15 protein-coding genes and 2 tRNA genes are annotated in these 16,088 nt (G+C 50.6%); 14 read left to right on the top strand and 3 right to left on the bottom strand.

Annotated elements, in window-relative coordinates:
- The first annotated feature begins 307 nt into the window (after nucleotides 1–307).
- The 8 genes from M3200_RS01035 (at nucleotide 308) to M3200_RS01000 (ending at nucleotide 8,930) form a co-directional block, all read left to right on the top strand.
- Nucleotides 308–383: transfer RNA gene (locus M3200_RS01035), tRNA-His, on the top strand.
- Nucleotides 384–422: 39 nt separating this feature from the next.
- Nucleotides 423–496, top strand: a tRNA-Gln gene (locus M3200_RS01030).
- Between the two features lie 324 nt (nucleotides 497–820).
- Nucleotides 821–2,110, top strand: a complete 1,290-nt coding sequence (locus M3200_RS01025; RefSeq protein WP_022381683.1) for an ArsB/NhaD family transporter — start codon at nucleotides 821–823, stop codon at nucleotides 2,108–2,110.
- Between the two features lie 397 nt (nucleotides 2,111–2,507).
- A complete protein-coding gene (gene ppsA / locus M3200_RS01020; RefSeq protein ID WP_022381682.1) occupies nucleotides 2,508–4,898 on the top strand; it encodes a phosphoenolpyruvate synthase in 2,391 nt (796 codons plus the stop codon).
- Nucleotides 4,899–5,037: 139 nt separating this feature from the next.
- Complete coding sequence (locus M3200_RS01015; protein WP_022381681.1) at nucleotides 5,038–5,670, top strand: helix-turn-helix transcriptional regulator; 633 nt, start codon at nucleotides 5,038–5,040, stop codon at nucleotides 5,668–5,670.
- A 15-nt stretch (nucleotides 5,671–5,685) separates the two neighbouring features.
- On the top strand, nucleotides 5,686–6,513 hold the full coding sequence (locus M3200_RS01010; RefSeq protein WP_108850931.1) for a pyruvate, water dikinase regulatory protein: 828 nt from the start codon (nucleotides 5,686–5,688) through the stop codon (nucleotides 6,511–6,513).
- Between the two features lie 147 nt (nucleotides 6,514–6,660).
- On the top strand, nucleotides 6,661–7,686 hold the full coding sequence (locus M3200_RS01005; protein WP_022381679.1) for a deoxyguanosinetriphosphate triphosphohydrolase: 1,026 nt from the start codon (nucleotides 6,661–6,663) through the stop codon (nucleotides 7,684–7,686).
- An 875-nt stretch (nucleotides 7,687–8,561) separates the two neighbouring features.
- The gene (locus M3200_RS01000; protein WP_022381678.1) at nucleotides 8,562–8,930 is read left to right on the top strand and encodes an ArsR/SmtB family transcription factor; all 369 of its coding nucleotides are present in this window, start codon (nucleotides 8,562–8,564) and stop codon (nucleotides 8,928–8,930) included.
- 474 nt (nucleotides 8,931–9,404) lie between these two features.
- Here M3200_RS01000 and M3200_RS00995 read toward each other — a convergent pair whose 3' ends face one another.
- The 3 genes from M3200_RS00995 to M3200_RS00985 all read right to left on the bottom strand — a co-directional run bounded on the left by M3200_RS00995 (nucleotide 9,405) and on the right by M3200_RS00985 (nucleotide 12,226).
- Nucleotides 9,405–9,779: a pyridoxamine 5'-phosphate oxidase family protein gene (locus tag M3200_RS00995; protein WP_022381677.1), complete on the bottom strand. Its 375-nt coding sequence runs from the start codon at nucleotides 9,777–9,779 to the stop codon at nucleotides 9,405–9,407.
- Nucleotides 9,780–9,824: 45 nt separating this feature from the next.
- Nucleotides 9,825–10,964 (bottom strand): M20/M25/M40 family metallo-hydrolase, encoded by a 1,140-nt coding sequence (locus M3200_RS00990; protein ID WP_022381676.1) that lies wholly within the window; start codon nucleotides 10,962–10,964, stop codon nucleotides 9,825–9,827.
- Nucleotides 10,965–11,032: 68 nt separating this feature from the next.
- Nucleotides 11,033–12,226, bottom strand: a complete 1,194-nt coding sequence (locus M3200_RS00985; RefSeq protein WP_022381675.1) for a DNA polymerase IV — start codon at nucleotides 12,224–12,226, stop codon at nucleotides 11,033–11,035.
- A gap of 162 nt (nucleotides 12,227–12,388) precedes the next feature.
- On the opposite strand from M3200_RS00985, the gene M3200_RS00980 reads away from it, so the two are divergent.
- The 6 genes from M3200_RS00980 to jag all read left to right on the top strand — a co-directional run bounded on the left by M3200_RS00980 (nucleotide 12,389) and on the right by jag (nucleotide 15,845).
- Nucleotides 12,389–12,898: a flavodoxin family protein gene (locus M3200_RS00980; RefSeq protein ID WP_022381674.1), complete on the top strand. Its 510-nt coding sequence runs from the start codon at nucleotides 12,389–12,391 to the stop codon at nucleotides 12,896–12,898.
- A gap of 211 nt (nucleotides 12,899–13,109) precedes the next feature.
- Nucleotides 13,110–13,247 carry a 50S ribosomal protein L34 gene (rpmH, locus tag M3200_RS00975; RefSeq protein WP_008860520.1) on the top strand — a complete coding sequence of 46 codons (138 nt, stop codon included), beginning with the start codon at nucleotides 13,110–13,112 and terminating at the stop codon, nucleotides 13,245–13,247.
- On the top strand, nucleotides 13,240–13,620 hold the full coding sequence (gene rnpA, locus M3200_RS00970; protein ID WP_022381673.1) for a ribonuclease P protein component: 381 nt from the start codon (nucleotides 13,240–13,242) through the stop codon (nucleotides 13,618–13,620). The genes rpmH and rnpA overlap by 8 nt, the downstream gene beginning before the upstream one ends.
- Nucleotides 13,617–13,826, top strand: coding sequence for a membrane protein insertion efficiency factor YidD (yidD, locus tag M3200_RS00965; RefSeq protein WP_108850200.1), 210 nt, complete (start codon nucleotides 13,617–13,619; stop codon nucleotides 13,824–13,826). The genes rnpA and yidD overlap by 4 nt, the downstream gene beginning before the upstream one ends.
- Before the next feature lie 184 nt (nucleotides 13,827–14,010).
- Complete coding sequence (locus tag M3200_RS00960) at nucleotides 14,011–14,985, top strand: YidC/Oxa1 family membrane protein insertase (RefSeq protein ID WP_022381672.1); 975 nt, start codon at nucleotides 14,011–14,013, stop codon at nucleotides 14,983–14,985.
- On the top strand, nucleotides 14,982–15,845 hold the full coding sequence (jag, locus tag M3200_RS00955; protein WP_022381671.1) for an RNA-binding cell elongation regulator Jag/EloR: 864 nt from the start codon (nucleotides 14,982–14,984) through the stop codon (nucleotides 15,843–15,845). Before M3200_RS00960 ends, jag begins: the two co-directional genes overlap by 4 nt.
- The last annotated feature ends 243 nt before the right edge of the window (nucleotides 15,846–16,088 follow it).

Raw genomic sequence — 16,088 nt, 5'->3', positions numbered from 1 at the left:
TTTAAGTGTTCAACTTAATTATACAATCCGCCTTATTTATTATTATACGTTTGAACGCCGCTCTTGTCATTTCAAAATTTACAAAGGGAATGGTTCGTTGAAGGAAAAGGACATTCAGACATATCCCTTAAGTGCTATATAATAGATATATAAAATAAAAGAGATCGCAGAAATCTTTTCCGCAGATAATCCAGAGATAAATTTTTACAAAAATCAGACGGAAATAGCGAAAAAGAATTGACGAGGCGTGCCGTATGTGATATGATTATCAACGTCATATGGCTCTGGTCATATGACTCTATATGTGGCGGGTGTGGTGAAGCGGCTAACACGGCGGATTGTGGCTCCGTTATGCGTGGGTTCGAGCCCCACCACTCGCCCCATTTTTTTTACCTAATTTCACGGCTTGCCTGATCATATATGGGGGTATAGCCAAGCGGTAAGGCAACGGACTTTGACTCCGTTATCGGTGGTTCGACTCCACCTACCCCTGCCAACGGATCCTCAAGGGAACTGTAGAAATGAGACATCATTTTTACAGTTCTTTTTTTGTGTCTTTTTTATTGCAGCCGGCCTCATTTGCATCTTCTTTCCACTTATTATTTTTACATTATATGCATCTTCGATGAACTTATGGAAACATAAGGCGTACCATAATGAATTTAAGGAATAATAGATTGCATGCTATGAGAAATAAATATAAACATGCATAATTGATTATTTATTTCTTTTATGCATTGTGCTAAAATATATAAAATAATCCGGGAAGGGGAATGGGAGCCCCTTCAAGATTCGGGTCTGAGAGGAGTTCTGATAATTCATGAGTGGTTCGATGCAGTTTTACCTTGCAATTGCTATTTTCGTTCTGACTTACGTCGCTATCATGTCAGAAAAGATTCCGCGTACGATCTGCGCCATGTTCGGCGGCGGTGCGATGCTCTACTGCGGCTATGTTACGCAGGATGAAGCCATCAAACAGTTCATTGACTTCAATACAATCGGTCTTCTGTGCGGCATGATGATCCTGATTGCCGTCGTCAAGAAATCCGGTTTCTTCCGTTTGCTGGCCCTGTGGGCGATGAAAATGTCCAAAGGGTCTCCAAGAGAGCTGCTCGTCCTGCTCTCTCTCGTCACCGCAGTGGGTGCGGCTATGATTGACTCCGTCACGGCAGCCCTCCTGATTGCGCCGATGACGATTTCTCTTTGTCGTATGCTTCACATTATTCCCGTACCTATCCTTGTTTCTGAAATCCTGATGTGCAACATCGGTGGTACAGCCCTCATGATCGGCAACCCGCCAAACGTCATGATCGGTTCCGCTACGCACCTCGACTTCAACGACTTCCTGATCAATCTGGCTCCAGTCGTGCTGATCGTTATCGCAGCAACGCTTGTCTGCATCCTTTTCATGTTCAGGAAGGAACTGCCGTCCAAGCACATGAGCCAGGAAGAAGTCGATGCTATCGATATTTCTTCTGCCATTGAAGACAGAAAGATTTTCAACCGTTCCCTGACAGTCCTGGCACTGACCATTGCAGGCTTCGTCGTACACGGCTACTTCGGACTGCAGTCCGCTACCGTCGCCCTGACCGGCGGCTTCGTTGCCCTCTTCGTCTGCGGCCTTAACCCGGACGAAATCATGAAGGAAGTCGACCTGGATACACTGATGTTCTTCATGGGCCTCTTCGTACTGGTCGGCGGTATGGAAAATGCCGGCGTCATCACGGCGATCGCTCAGTGGGGCATCGAACTCGTCAACGGCAACTACCATCTGATCACATACCTCATCCTGTTCCTCTCCGGCATTGCGTCCGCATTCATCGACAACATTCCGTTCACGGCTACCATGATTCCTCTGATCAAGGATATGCAGAGCCTCATGGGCATCAGCCATGCCGACTACATGTGGTGGGCACTGGCTACCGGCGCCTGCTTCGGCGGCAACGGCACGATGATCGGTGCATCCCCGAACGTCATCATGGTCGCTATCGCAGCGAAGGAAGGTCACAACATTTCCTTCGGCACATTCATGAAATGGTGCTTCCCTCTGATGCTTCTCTCCCTCTTTATCGCAGCTGCTTACATTGAAGTACGCTACTTCATCCTGTAATCAGATCTTAAAGGGCTGTGGCAAAATGGTTAATCATTCTGCCACAGCTCTTTTTTATTGCCCAAAAGCGTACACCATATCTTTCTTATAAGTCTTTATATAAGATTTTAATGAAGCTGTATACACCAATCGCTCTTTTGTAGACAAATAGGGAGGAACTCTTCAAAATCTACAGGATAAGCGAAATAGGGGAAGCTTCATCCTTCTTTCAAAGATGAGTAAATCAGCATGAATTGCTTCATGGATGCGAAAAGCATATGTTTATTTCCTTTGAGTATCCCTCTTTTTTTGATTAAGCATTTGACAACGTATCATTTTAGGTATACTATTAGTAAAGAAATTTGAGATTAAGTGTACATTTCAAACTAATTCTTTTCTTCATTTCTAGGAGGATATGATGGACGTAGAGAAAGCTTATGTTTTATGGTTTGACGAACTGCACAGAAAAGATGTCGCACTGGTTGGCGGGAAATCTTCTTCCCTGGGCGAACTGACGACTTCCACGGGCGTGCCGGTACCGTATGGATACGCTACGACAGCTCATGCTTACAGATATTTCATGGAAACAACAGGACAGAACAAGAAGATCCATGAACTGCTTGAAGACCTGACCGATGTAGAAGACTCCGTGGAACTCCATGAAGTCTGCACAAAGATCCGCGAAAGCATCGCTTCTGCAGAAATGCCGGAAGACCTGGCAAAGGCTATCGGTGATGCATACGAAGAACTCGCACAGAAGGTCAATGAAAAAGATCCTTATGTGGCTGTCCGTTCTTCCGCTACCGCTGAAGATCTGCCGGACGCTTCCTTCGCAGGCCAGCAGGACACCTACCTCAACGTTACCGGACGCGATATGGTCATCCGCAAGGTCAAGGAATGCTATGCTTCCACCTTCACTGACCGCGCTGTATACTACAGAGCCAAGAAGAATTTCGACCATGAAAACGTGGCTCTTTCCGCAGCTGTCCAGATGATGGCTGACTCCAAAGTCGCAGGCGTTATGTTCACCGTCAACATCGCAAACGGCGACGACAGCACCATCATGATCGAAGGATCCTGGGGCCTCGGCGAATACGTCGTACAGGGCACAGTTACCCCGGATAACTTCATCGTCAACAAAGACGACCTTACCATTAAGAGCCGTCAGATCAATGAAAAATCCATTGAACTCGTCCGCAAGGAAGGCGGGGACGTAGAAGAAAGAACCGTTCCGGAAAACCTGGCAAAATCCCAGGCTCTGACCGATGAACAGGTCGTAACCCTTGCTAAATACGCTAAAGCCATTGAAAAACACTATGGCTGCTACATGGATATGGAATGGGCTGTAGATCATCAGGACCGCATCTGGATCCTGCAGGCTCGTCCTGAAACCGTTTGGTCCAAGAGAAATAAAGAAAAGAAGGCAGGCACTGAAATGAAAATGACAACTGATCATAAGGTACTCGTTAAAGGTCTTCCGGCTTCCCCGGGAATGGCTTCCGGCAAATGCCACGTCATCACTGATCCGAAAGACATCGACGAATTCAAGGAAGGCGAAGTCCTCGTAACCATGATGACCTCTCCTGACTGGGTACCGGCTATGAAGAAAGCAGTTGCCATCGTTACCGACGCTGGCGGCATGACCTGCCACGCATCCATCGTTTCCCGTGAACTCGGCATCCCATGCGTTGTCGGCACAAAGAGCCGCAGCGTAGAAGCTACCTCCGTTCTCAAGACTGGCGACGACATCACCATCGATGCACAGAACGGCATCGTTTACGAAGGCATCGTAGCTGACCTTGTAAAACCGCAGCAGGCTGAAACCGCTCAGGTCCAGGGCACTCAGGTCGTACAGGCTGAATACTTCGCACCGACCGGCACAGGCGTCATGATGAACCTCGGCGATCCGGACCTCGCTGACAAATACTCCGCACTGCCATGCGACGGCATCGGCCTCATGCGCGAAGAATTCATCTGGACCACATTCATCCATGAACATCCGCTGTACCTCATCGAACAGGGCAAACCGGAAAAAGTCATCGACATGCTCGCTGAAGGCATTTCCAAAGTATGCCGTGCACTCGCTCCAAGACCCGTTGTTCTGCGCTTCTCCGACTTCAAGTCCGGCGAATACAGAAACCTCAAGGGCGGCGACAAATACGAACCGGAAGAACCGGCAGACCTCCTCGGCTGGAGAGGCGCTTCCCGTTACTATGATCCGAAATACACCGCTGCATTCCGCCTCGAACTGAAAGCAGTCAAGAAAGTCCGCGAAGAATTCGGCCTGAAGAACCTGAACTGCATGATCCCGTTCTGCAGAACCGTAGACGAAGCAGCTAAAGTTACCGCTATCATGAAAGAAGAAGGACTCGAAAGAGGCCCGGACTTCAAACTGTTCCTGATGGCAGAAATCCCGTCCAACATCATCCTGGCTGACCAGTTCAACCAGTTCGTCGACGGCTACTCCATCGGATCCAACGATCTGACCATGCTCATCCTTGGCTGCGACAGAAACAACGACACTGTTTCCGCACTCTTCGATGAAAGAAACCTGGCTATCAAGAGAGCTATCCGTCACCTTATCGCCACCGCACACAAGGACGGCAAGACCGTTTCCATCTGCGGACAGGCACCGTCCGTATACCCGGACTTCACTGAATTCCTCGTCAAGAGCGGCATCGACTACGTATCCGTCAACCCGGACATGGTCAAAGCCACCAAGAGAAACGTCGCACGCATCGAACAGAGACTCATGCTTGACGCTGCTACCGGCAGAGGACTCCAGGATCTGACCGACTATACCTGGTAATGAAATAAACCGGCGCGCTGGAAAAATCTCCGGACATTTTCCTGCCGGTCAAATGTAAAGATCCGGCATTTCCGGGGCTGTTTATGCAGTCCCGGTTTGCCATAAATTTCTGTCAAGCAGAAGAAAAGGAAGGTACAAGATGCAGTTAACCGGCCGTCAAAAAGAAATCACGCGCATCGTGAGGGAGAACGGACCTATCACGGGCGAAATGATAGCCGAGCGCCTTCACGTTACGCGAAGCGCCCTGCGCGGCGATCTGGCAGTCCTTCTTTCCGGAGAAGTCATTGCCGCGCGCCGCAGACTTGGCTATTACTATCTCGGAGGCGGGGAAGACCCCGCAGCCGCTGAAATCCGTTCCTGCACAGCAGAATCCTGCATGTCACGCCCGATCGTGGTCAACGTGGACACGAACGCCTATGATGCAGCCGTACTCCTCTTCACAGAAGACATCGGCACACTCTTCGTAGGCAAAGAAGACGACGTACTTGGCGTCGTTTCCAGAAAAGATCTGCTGAAAGCAGCCATGGGACGAGAAGACCTCGCGAAGGTGCCGATCTCCATGGTCATGACATCCCGCTCGAAGATGATCTACGCCGAACCGAAAGAAGATATGGTCTCCATTGCCCAGAAACTCATCGACTACGAGATTGACTGCCTGCCCGTAGGCACCTTTAAGGACGTGGGAGGGGAGAAGAAATTCATTCTCCAGGGCCGTATTTCTAAAACAAATATCACTCGTCTCTTCCTCGATCTGGGAAAAGGCAAACAATAAGAGGGGGTTATGTCTTTGGCTAAAATACCGGAAGTCTATGTCGTCTCCGATTCCCTCGGGGAAACGGCTGAAAGCGTAGCGAAAGCCACCATCAGCCAGTTCGATGAAGACATCGATATCATCCGCGTGCCATTCATCCGTCACGCAGAACAGATTCAGAAAGTCATCGACGAAGCAGCATCACACAATGCTGTCGTATGTCATACACTCGTCAGCCGTGAGCTGCGCGAAACATTTGAAAAAATTGCCGACGCTAAAGGCGTCCGCTACGTCGACATCCTGGGACCGATGATGGATACCGTGGGCACCATCACCACCACGAAGCCAAGAATGAAACCTGGAATCATCCACAAACTTGACGAAGAATACTTCAAGAAAGTAGAAGCCATTGAATTCGCCGTCAAGTACGACGACGGAAAGAATCCGGCCGGCTTCGCCAAAGCAGACGTCGTCCTGCTCGGCGTATCCCGTACATCCAAGACACCGCTGTCCATGTACATGGCACACAAGAAATTCAAAGTGGCAAACCTGCCGCTCGTACCGGAAGTACCGCTTCCGGAAGAAATCTTCCACGTGCCGCCGTACCGTTTGATCGGACTCATCATTGATCCGTACAAACTCAATACCATCAGAAGCGAACGCATGAAAGCGCTCGGCTTCTCCGGCGCAGCCAACTACACGGACATTGCACGCATAGAAGACGAACTCTCCTATGCCAAGGAAGTCATGCGCCAGCTCCACTGCCTCGTCCTCGATGTATCCAACAAAGCCATCGAAGAGACAGCCAGCCGCATCATGGCCATCGTCCAGAAAAACAAGGAAACATACGGAGATAAATATTAAGATCAAAGAATGCGTATCGAAAGGTGCGCATTCTTTTTTATTCCGGTTTTAGAGAATTATGAGACTCTTTCTCATTTCTATGGTAAAATATAGACATGTATCCATATACCAGAGCGGCAAGCCGCTTTTTATACAAGGAGGTCTTTTATGCAAATCCGCGAACGGAGTGAAGAAATAGAAAGCAAGATCGTCTGCGATAGAGCATTTCTGTCCGTGAATTCCACGAGAGACAGAGACGAGGCACCAGATCCATTGAGAACTGCCTTCCAGAGAGACAGAGACAGGATCCTCCACAGCAATTCCTTCCGCCGTCTCAAACACAAGACACAAGTCTATATCGCGCCGATGGGCGACCATTACAGGACACGCATGACGCACACCCTCGAAGTCGCACAGATCGGACGCACCATGGCAAGAGCCCTTCGCCTGAACGAAGACCTCGTCGAAGCCATTGCCTTAGGCCATGACCTCGGCCATACCCCCTTCGGCCACGTAGGAGAACAGGCCCTGCAGGAAATCACCGGCCACTTCGAACACAACGAACAGAGCGTCCGCATCGTCGACAAACTCGAACGCGACGGAAGAGGACTGAACCTCACCGTCCAGGTCAAAGACGGCATCCTCAACCACTGCGGCAAACTCAAAGCCAGCACCCTCGAAGGAAGCCTCATCAAGTACGCCGACCGCATCGCCTACCTCTGTCACGACTACGAAGACGCAGAAACCATGGGCCTCATCAGCGCAGCCGAACTTCCCGAAGACGTCAAAGCAAAAATCGGCGTCACCCACTCATCCATGATCACTGCCCTCGTCACCGAAGTCGTGGAAAACTCCATGAAAACACACGAAGACGACATCCACATGTCAAAAGAAGGAGACGAAATCCTCCTCAAATTCCGCCGCTTCATGTTCGATGAAGTCTACATGTCCGCCTCCCTCATCCCGGACAGGAAACGCGGCAGCAACGTCGTAAAAATGCTCTACGACTACTACACAGAAAAGAAAGAAGACGGCACCTACCACGAAGGCCGCCTTCCTGAAAAACAAGTCGTCCTGGCAGAAGGAAACATCCCCCAGGCCGCCGTAGACTACATCTCCGGCCTCACCGACAACTTCGCCATCAACCTCTTCGAAGACATCTTCGTCCCCAGATACTGGACATTCAAGAAATAATCCGGGACGCTGAGCGAATTACTCGCCTTCCCAGACGTGAAGAAGGGCCGCAGGCCGGTCTTGACCTTGCCTTTCCACGAGCGCAGCGAGGTTTTATGGCTTTCCTCAAAGCAAAGCCTTGGTTTAAGGGTGTCAGAGCTCGCCCCGTAGGGGGAGCTGGCGCCGGAGGCGTCTGAAACATCATTTCTCAGCCTGCAAGGCGGCTGTACGGTTTTTATGTTTTACTTTTTCTTTGAGTCGGTTTTCAAATAACACAAATAAATACTTCTGTTGGATCATCCTCCGACCGAATATCCCGGCACAAAAGGAGCTGCAGAAATGATTACACATTCCTGTTGCTCCTTTTATTTTCATCAATGAGTATCGAGCTTTGTGCCTTTCGATGCACAGAAAGAAACATTTAGTAATATAGGTATAAAAATTTCGATAGGTTTAAAAAAGTTTGTGCCAAAATGAATAGTTATTAATTTTTTTAGTGACAAAATCGCAAATATGCATTAGAATAATGTTACTTATAGAGAAAGCTCGCTATTGTGTCGAACAATCTGTTTTCTATCATATGTGATGTCAGGTTATGAACTTTCCCAATATCTAGAAATTTGGATTGACAGAAGCGGCTTTGTGAGTTACAATGGTTTTGAGCAAAATATTTAAATGTATCGATTGGATAGGATTCACCATTAATTTTTGATGAACGTCTCAGGAGTCAGCTGGTTCATAGATAGACCTCAGGCCGCGCCGGAGGGATAGGAAGTGCGGATCTAGTGATCTGTTGAAGGGAAATCCTTTCCGTTTTTTCATTGCAGGAATTGAGGATAATCTTGAATGAATCGGTGACCGCCCGGATACATAGGTTCAGAAAGGAGCCTTTTATCATGGATTTCCAGCCAAGCTACAAGGAATTCGCAAGCATTTTCAAGGCGCTGTCTGATGAGACACGTTTGAGAGTCGTAGACATGCTCTCCTGCCGCGAAATGTCCGCAGGCGACATTCTTTCCAATTTCACGCTGTCACAGTCCACACTGTCCTACCACATGAAGATTCTGATCGAATCTGGCGTCGTCAACGCACGTCGTGAAGGACTTTGGACTAAGTACTCCATCAACGATGAGACATTCAACCGCGCGATGGACTTCCTGCCGGAACTGTACAAGCTGAAAGACAAATGCGTCTGCCAGCAGATTAAGTACGTCAAGAACCCGGAACGCCAGGAACTCGGCGGAGCCGACGAATTCGGCAACTAATGCCCAATCCGATGCATCAAAAAAGCCCGTGAGCAATCACGGGCTTTTTGATTGTCAAAATGAAGAGACAGTGGAAAACCGGACCTTTTGGCGGCACTAACACTTTCCTTTTCAGACATGGAAGAATGCCTTTAACCTTGCTCTGGAAGAGAAGGTGCGCCGTATACCAGTTGACATCAGCGGCAGCAACACAAATATCTCATAAGTTAGTGTACGGGGCGGATGAGTTGTATTTCTTCAAGGGCGCCAGCCTTGGCTTTATGGTTTTGGACTTTCGCGAGCGTAGCGAGGTTTAAGGGTGTTCGAGCTCGCCCCGTAGGGGGAGCTGGCGCCGGAGGCGTCTGAGGAGGTTTATCTCCCTCGAGCGAAGCGAGGTTTTACGGTCTTTCTCTTTCCCAAGGAATCCGAGTTTTTCCACACAAAAGGAGCCATGTATGTACGCATACATGGCTCTCTCTTTTTTTTCTTTCCCCCTTACAGCAGCTGCACAGCAGTTTCTGCGGTGATTTCCAGAACGGATCTCAGGAATGGGTATTTTTCCTTCATCATGTCGAATTCTTTTCCTTCGCTGACGAGGCGGGATTTGCCTTCTACGCGGAAGCCGGTGCCCTGGTAGCCGTTTCTTCCTTCGACTTCTCTTGCGCCGAGTGTCACGATGATGCGGTCGTTGACGGCAAGGTCTTCTTCCAGGTGGTGCATGCCGGCTGCGGGAGCGAGGATTCTCTCGTCATCGGTGATAACGAGGTAGGAATTCCATGTGTTTGTGACATGGGGGACATCACGGCCCCATGTGGTGAGGGATACAACGCCTTCGTGTTTCAGGACGTCGAAAAATTTCTGTGGAAGCATAATCGTCTCCTTTCAGGAAATGGTCTTTCGGCCCGAATGATCGGATTAATGGCCTGCGAAGTGGCTTTCTGCTTCAATGATATGGTAGACGAGATCGCCTGCTTCGTAGAGGTCCTTGACTTTGAGGGATTCGCGGTTCGTATGGAAGTCTGTCATGCCGACACCGACTAAGAGGGACGGGAATCCCTTGGTGCCGAACCAGTTGGCATCGCTGCCGCCGCCGGAGGGGCCAGCGGTCACGCGGTAACCTGCTTCAGCGCATGCGGCGCGGAAGAGCTGGAGGGCGGGATCGGTGTCTTTGATGCAGAAGGAGTCATATGTCTTTTCTTTCTTGATTTCCAAAGATCCTTCCGGGAACTTGGCGGCTGCTTCCTTGAAGGCAGCTTCCATCTTAGCGACAAGGGCTTCGAGTTTTTCATCGTTTCTGCTTCTTGCTTCGCAGTGGACGACGCAGCGGTCAGGAACGATGTTGACGGCCGTGCCGCCTTCGATGAGGCCGATGTTGCATGTCGTTTCATCGTCGATTCTTCCTGTCGGGCAGAGGGAAATGCCAAGGCCTGCCATGGCGATGGCGTTCGTGCCTTTTTCAGGCGCCATGCCGGCATGGGCAGCGATGCCCTTGCAGGTGAAGTCGAGGGTGTATTCCGACGGTCCTGCGGTATAAGCAGAGCCGGCAGCTCCGTCGCCGTCGAGCGTATAGCCGAAATCGATGCCGGAGATGTATTTTTCTTCGATGGAAGAGGAGCCGCAGAGCCCGATTTCTTCCTGTACGGTGAAAATGACAGTGACTTTGCCATGCGGGATGTACGTTTCCTTCATCAGGGCAAGGCCTTCCAGGATGGCAGCAACGCCTGCCTTGTCATCGCCGCCAAGAACCGTATCGCCCTTGGAGCGGTACACGCCGTCTTCCAGGACGGGTTCGATGCCACGGCAGTTTTCCACGCAGTCCATGTGAGCCGTCAGCGCGATGGAAGGAAGGCCTTCCGTATTCGCGTTGAATACAGCAATCAGGCTGCCGCTGTTTCCGCCATTGACCGAGCCGTTATTGTCCTCGGTGATTTTGGCAGCGCCCAGTGCTCTTAATTTCTTCTTCAGATAATCGCAGACCTCGCGCTCGCCCTTGCTCGGTGCGTCGATTTTTACGAGATCCTCGAAGGTATGTCTCATTCTATCTTCATTAACCATGAAAGTTCTCCTTTCTTCTTACATTATATATACATTTATTATACGCCTATGAAAACAGGGGAGGAAATTCACTCATCCTTGTTTTTTTCCTTCCCGGAGTCCTTCTTCGCTTCTTCTTCCAGCCAGAAGCCCTTCCGGAGCGCCTGCCTGCCGAATTTCTTCTGAATCTCATCCATCGCGCGGGCGGCCTTTTCCCGTTTCTCCCAGTCATGGGAAAAGAGGGACGTCATGCGCGGGCCGGAGGAAAGATTCGAGCCCGTGACGCCGATCAGGCGGATGCCTTCCCGGATGGGGATGCGCTGGAGGAGTTCCTGGCACATCGCGTAGATTTCCTCCTGCAGGTTCGTCCCGTCTTCCCGGGACATGGAGCGCATGACCGTCTCGAAAGAGCCGAAGCGGATTTTAAGGGAAATGGTTCTGGCAGTGAGATCGTGCTTCCGGAGCCTCTGCGCGACGATGTCGCTGTGGATGGCAATCTGCCTGTCGATTTCCTCGGGATCGGTCAGGTTGTGCTCGTACGTTTCCTCATCCCCGATCGACTTGATCTTCCGCTCGGACTCGATGGGGCGGTCGTCCTTTCCGAAAGCAAGCGCACGGAGCTCTCCGCCGCGGCTGCCAAAGAGCGACTCCAGCTCGCCGGGCGGCGCATTCTGGATATCCGCGATCGTCTTGTAGCCCGAAGCGATGAGTCTCTTCTCCGTCACCTTCCCGACGCCCCATAGACGGCGGACGGGAAGCGGGGCGAGGATTTCCTTTTCCTTTCCGTAAGGGATAATGAAAAGGCCGTCCGGCTTATCCATGTCGCTTGCCATCTTGGCGAGGAACTTGTTGGGCGCAATCCCGACAGAGGCGACGAGGTGGACCTTGTCATAGATTTCTTTCTTGATCGCGCGACCGATGGCACCCAGCGTCTTGTATTTCTCGCCCATGCCCGAAATGTCCAGGAAAGCTTCGTCTAAGGAAATCGGCTCGTACGCATCGGCATAGTGGAGCATGATCTGATGGATTTCATCCGACGCTTTCTTGTAAGCATCGAAACGGGGCCTCACGAAAATGCCTTCCGGGCAAAGCTCGTGCGCCTTGAGCGACGGCATCGCCGAGTGTACGCCAAACTTCCTTGCTTCATACGAAGCCGTGGCGACAACGCTTCTTCGGGAATCGCCGCCGACGATGACAGGCTTTCCGCGCAGCTCGGGATTGTCCCTCTGCTCGACGGACGCGAAGAACGCATCCATATCCACATGCATGATCCAGCGTTTCATGAGGCTCCTCCTTTCTTTTTTCTGTATTCATCATAAGAGAAGGGGAAGAGCGGTGTCAAACGCGCTTTTGACAAAAAACGCCCTTCCATGTACTATTAAAAAGGCGCTTAATCAAGAGTCCGGCGCCGTTCATATCATTAGTTCAATGAGGAGGAACTATCTATGAAATCTTTAGTACTCTGGTCTTCCTGTACAGGAAATACGAAAGCCATCGCCGAAGCCGTTTATGAAGCGCTTCCGGGCGAAAAGGACATTTTCGAGGAAGGCCGCCAGCCGTCAGTGGACGGGTATGATTTGATTTTCGTCGGCTTCTGGGGCTTCCGCCGCGGAGCTGACTTCACTGCGCGCCGCACGATCGAGTCGCTGCATGGAAAGAAGGTTGCCATCTTCGCAACCGCCGGCACCTATCCGGATTCCCAGGCAGCCAGGGATTACCTCGACAATGCAGCCGCACTTCTTCCGGAAGATTCCGAATGCCTCGGCACCTTCATCAGCCAGGGCCGCGTTCATTCCTTCCACATCGGAAAGCGCAGCGAGCACGCCAAGCTCGTCCATCCGATGACCCCTGACAGACTGGCACGTCTGCAGGAAGCGGAAAAGCATCCGAATGAGGACGACTTCCGCCGCGCAGGAGAATGGGCCGTTTCCATGGCAGAAAAAGCACAGGCCTGAGTCTTTTGAGAAGACGCTTCCGGAACCTTTCGGGGGCGTTCTTTTTTTTATGCAAAGAAAACTGGGAAATGAAAGAGAAAACAGAAGAAAATAGGAATAAATCCGTCTTTTGTAAAGGTTTTTTCATTGACAGCCATGCCCGACTTAGCTATAATTAGTCTGTTATGGTGCAGATAAATGGCACTGCCACTACGTAAGGAGGTGTTGACTAATGGCAAAGATGACGTTCCAGCCGAACAATCACTGGAGAAAACAGACTCACGGTTTCCGCGCTCGTATGAAGACGAAAGCAGGCCGTATTGTTCTGAAGAGAAGAAGAGCAAAAGGCAGAAAGGTATTAAGTGCCTAATCTAGAGAACAAGGAACAGACGGGGCACCGCTTGCTCCGTTCCTACCGGATCAGACAGAACAGGGATTACCGAAGAATTTACCGTTCCGGGAAAAGGTTCAGCAACAGGGCTGGACTGCTTTATGTCACCAGGGTCAAGAGCGGAGACATCCGGATCGGTTTTGTAACGACGAAAAAAATCGGCCATGCCGTGGACCGCAACCGCGCAAGACGGCTGATGAAGGAGGTTTACCGCCTTCACCGGGCAGAACTTTCGCCCAATTATGAGGCGATCATGCTGGCAGGAAGCTTCCTGACCACAGCGACTTATAAGGAGGCGGAAAAGGCTGTCCTGGCCTTGTGGCGTAAAGCCGGAATACTGGTGCAGTCATGAAGAATCTGCTTATCGCATTGATACGATTCTACAGGACCTTTATTTCACCCCTTAAGGCTCCCTGCTGTCGTTTTTACCCCACCTGCAGCGAATATGCTCTGCAGGCGGTACAAAAATATGGCGCCCTGAAAGGCAGCTGGCTCGCCGTCAAACGGATTTGCAAGTGTCACCCTTTTCATAAGGGTGGATACGATCCTTTGCCGTGACCGCTGCTTTTTTTGATAGGCCCATCCATTCAGGCGGCTTTTACAAGCACCCATAACAAAAGCCAAGCAAGAAAGCGGTGGATTTCCCCGCTGCGGATTTCCGCACAAAACTCACCCGGCTCTTGAAATTCAGAAAGCCGGGGCATTTAACGGTTGGAATACAGACCGTATAAGGAGTCAATGAATGAGTGATTTTCAGATACCGCTTCTGAGTACCTTTGTAGGCTTCCTCGCAGACATCATGCGTGTCAGCCTCGAATTCTGCTACAAGTTTACAAACGATATGGGCTTCCCGAGCTACGGGATCGCGATCATTGTCCTGACAGTGATCATCAAGACCCTCCTGCTCCCGTTTGCCTTAAAACAGATCAAGTCCATGAAGGCCATGCAGGAAATCCAGCCTGAAATGCAGCGGATCCAGAAGAAGTACAAGAACGATCCGAACAAACTGCGTGAAGAAATGGGCAAACTGTACAAGGAACACGGCGCTTCGCCTCTCGCAGGCTGCCTGCCGCTCCTCATCCAGATGCCATTCCTGGTTTCCATTTACTATGCCCTTCAGGGATTCGCCTACGACCCGGCTCATGAAAGCTTCCTCTGGCTGCAGAGCCTTGCCGTACCGGACTCCACCTATATCCTCCCGATCCTTTCCGCTGCGTCTACCTTCGTCATTTCCTGGCAGACCACGCCGAAAGATGCTCCTGGCAACCAGAAGACCATGCTTCTTCTCATGCCGATTATGATCGGGTGGATGTCGCTGAACTTCCCAAGCGGACTTGTCATTTACTGGATTGTCTGCAACCTGTACCAGCTCGTGCAGCAGACCATCATGTATCGTGAAGAAATGGTTGACCGTCTCGGCGTTTCCAAAAAAGGCGTACTGACAGTCCATAACCATGAAGACGAAGATGAAGTCAAGACCGAAGAACCGAAGAAGAAAAAGGTCATTCGCAAAAGAGTCATCAAAAAGGTAGTCAAGAAGAAAGAACCGGAAGCAGCCGAAAAAGCTGAAAGCGAAGAACAAGCTGAAGTAGCTCCGAAGGCAGACGCTCCGAAAGAGGAAACAAAAGAAGAAAAGAAAGCTCCCGAAGCAAGTCCGGAAGCAGAAGATAAAAAGAACAACGATAAGAAACCCGGGGAGGCTGATGAAACGAAATGAGAACAGTCAGAGTCACAGCAAAAACAGTTGAAGCCGCAGTAGAAGACGGCATAAAACAGCTGGGAATCAGCCGTGAAGAAGCAATCGTTCATGTCGTAGAACAGCCCTCCGGCGGACTTTTCGGATTGATCCACAAGAAACCGGCCGTCGTCGACGTATCCGCCGTAGACGAACCGGAAGCAGAAGAAACTCCGGAAGCACCGAAAGCCGAAGAAACACCGGCAGAAGCACCAAAAGCCGAAGAAACCAAGGAAGAACCAGCCAAGGAAGGAACCGAAGAAGCTGCAGAAGCTCCGGCTGAAGCCGCTGAAGAATCCAAGGAACCTGAAGAAACAGAATCCAAGGAAAACGAAGAAAAACCGGCTCACAAAGAAGGCAGAGAAGAAGCCCCGTTCAATGCGGAAGAGCAGGAACAGACTGCTGAAGAAGCGAAGAAATTCCTCGAAAACGTATTCAAGGGCATGCACCTCAACGTCACCATGGAAAAAATGATGAACGAAGACAGAATCCTCCTCTCCCTCCACGGAGAAGGCCTCGGCATCCTCATCGGCAAACACGGCCAGACACTGGATGCGCTTCAGTACCTGACAAACCTTGCTGCTGGCAAATCCTTCCGTCACCACTACTTCGTCATGCTTGACGTGGAAAACTACAGAGAACGCCGCCAGGACACCCTGGAAGCCCTCGCACACAGACTCGCAGGCAAAGCAAGAAGAACCGGCGAACCCGTCAAACTCGAACCGATGCCGGCAGGAGAACGCAGAATCATCCATCTCGCACTGCAGGATGATCCCTCCGTCTCCACCGAATCCGAAGGAGAAGCACCGTACAGATACGTAGTCATCAGCCCGAACCGCTGAGACGAAAACAAATGACTCCCGTGAAAACGGGAGTTTTTTTGTGCGGGAAATGGGGCTTGAAGCACCGCCGCATTACCTTTCCTCCCTTCCCAAACGAGCGGGAAAGCTGTCCCCGTCAGGGGAAAGTGGCCATTATACCGATGATTGCTTATGAAATCATGGAAGTGTTTGCAGAACTTTTATAATGGCCGAAAGGGGTTCATCTCCCCAAGGCAAAGCCTTGGTTGTAAGGTTTTCAGATAA

This window comes from Dialister sp. CAG:357, assembly GCF_000435155.1.
Classification (GTDB): domain Bacteria; phylum Bacillota; class Negativicutes; order Veillonellales; family Dialisteraceae; genus Dialister; species Dialister hominis.
This window is presented reverse-complemented; position numbering and strand designations above follow the sequence as displayed.

Bases quoted from the DNA above. Each gene is read 5' to 3' on its own strand.
- yidD (WP_108850200.1), top strand. From the start codon at position 13,617: ATGAAGAATCTGCTTATCGCATTGATACGATTCTACAGGACCTTTATT.
- M3200_RS00990 (WP_022381676.1), bottom strand. From the start codon at position 10,964: ATGGTTAATGAAGATAGAATGAGACATACCTTCGAGGATCTCGTAAAA.
- M3200_RS00980 (WP_022381674.1), top strand. From the start codon at position 12,389: ATGAAATCTTTAGTACTCTGGTCTTCCTGTACAGGAAATACGAAAGCC.
- jag (WP_022381671.1), top strand. From the start codon at position 14,982: ATGAGAACAGTCAGAGTCACAGCAAAAACAGTTGAAGCCGCAGTAGAA.
- M3200_RS01005 (WP_022381679.1), top strand. From the start codon at position 6,661: ATGCAAATCCGCGAACGGAGTGAAGAAATAGAAAGCAAGATCGTCTGC.
- ppsA (WP_022381682.1), top strand. From the start codon at position 2,508: ATGGACGTAGAGAAAGCTTATGTTTTATGGTTTGACGAACTGCACAGA.
- M3200_RS01015 (WP_022381681.1), top strand. From the start codon at position 5,038: ATGCAGTTAACCGGCCGTCAAAAAGAAATCACGCGCATCGTGAGGGAG.
- M3200_RS00960 (WP_022381672.1), top strand. From the start codon at position 14,011: ATGAGTGATTTTCAGATACCGCTTCTGAGTACCTTTGTAGGCTTCCTC.
- M3200_RS00985 (WP_022381675.1), bottom strand. From the start codon at position 12,226: ATGAAACGCTGGATCATGCATGTGGATATGGATGCGTTCTTCGCGTCC.
- rpmH (WP_008860520.1), top strand. From the start codon at position 13,110: ATGGCAAAGATGACGTTCCAGCCGAACAATCACTGGAGAAAACAGACT.
- M3200_RS01000 (WP_022381678.1), top strand. From the start codon at position 8,562: ATGGATTTCCAGCCAAGCTACAAGGAATTCGCAAGCATTTTCAAGGCG.
- M3200_RS00995 (WP_022381677.1), bottom strand. From the start codon at position 9,779: ATGCTTCCACAGAAATTTTTCGACGTCCTGAAACACGAAGGCGTTGTA.
- M3200_RS01025 (WP_022381683.1), top strand. From the start codon at position 821: ATGAGTGGTTCGATGCAGTTTTACCTTGCAATTGCTATTTTCGTTCTG.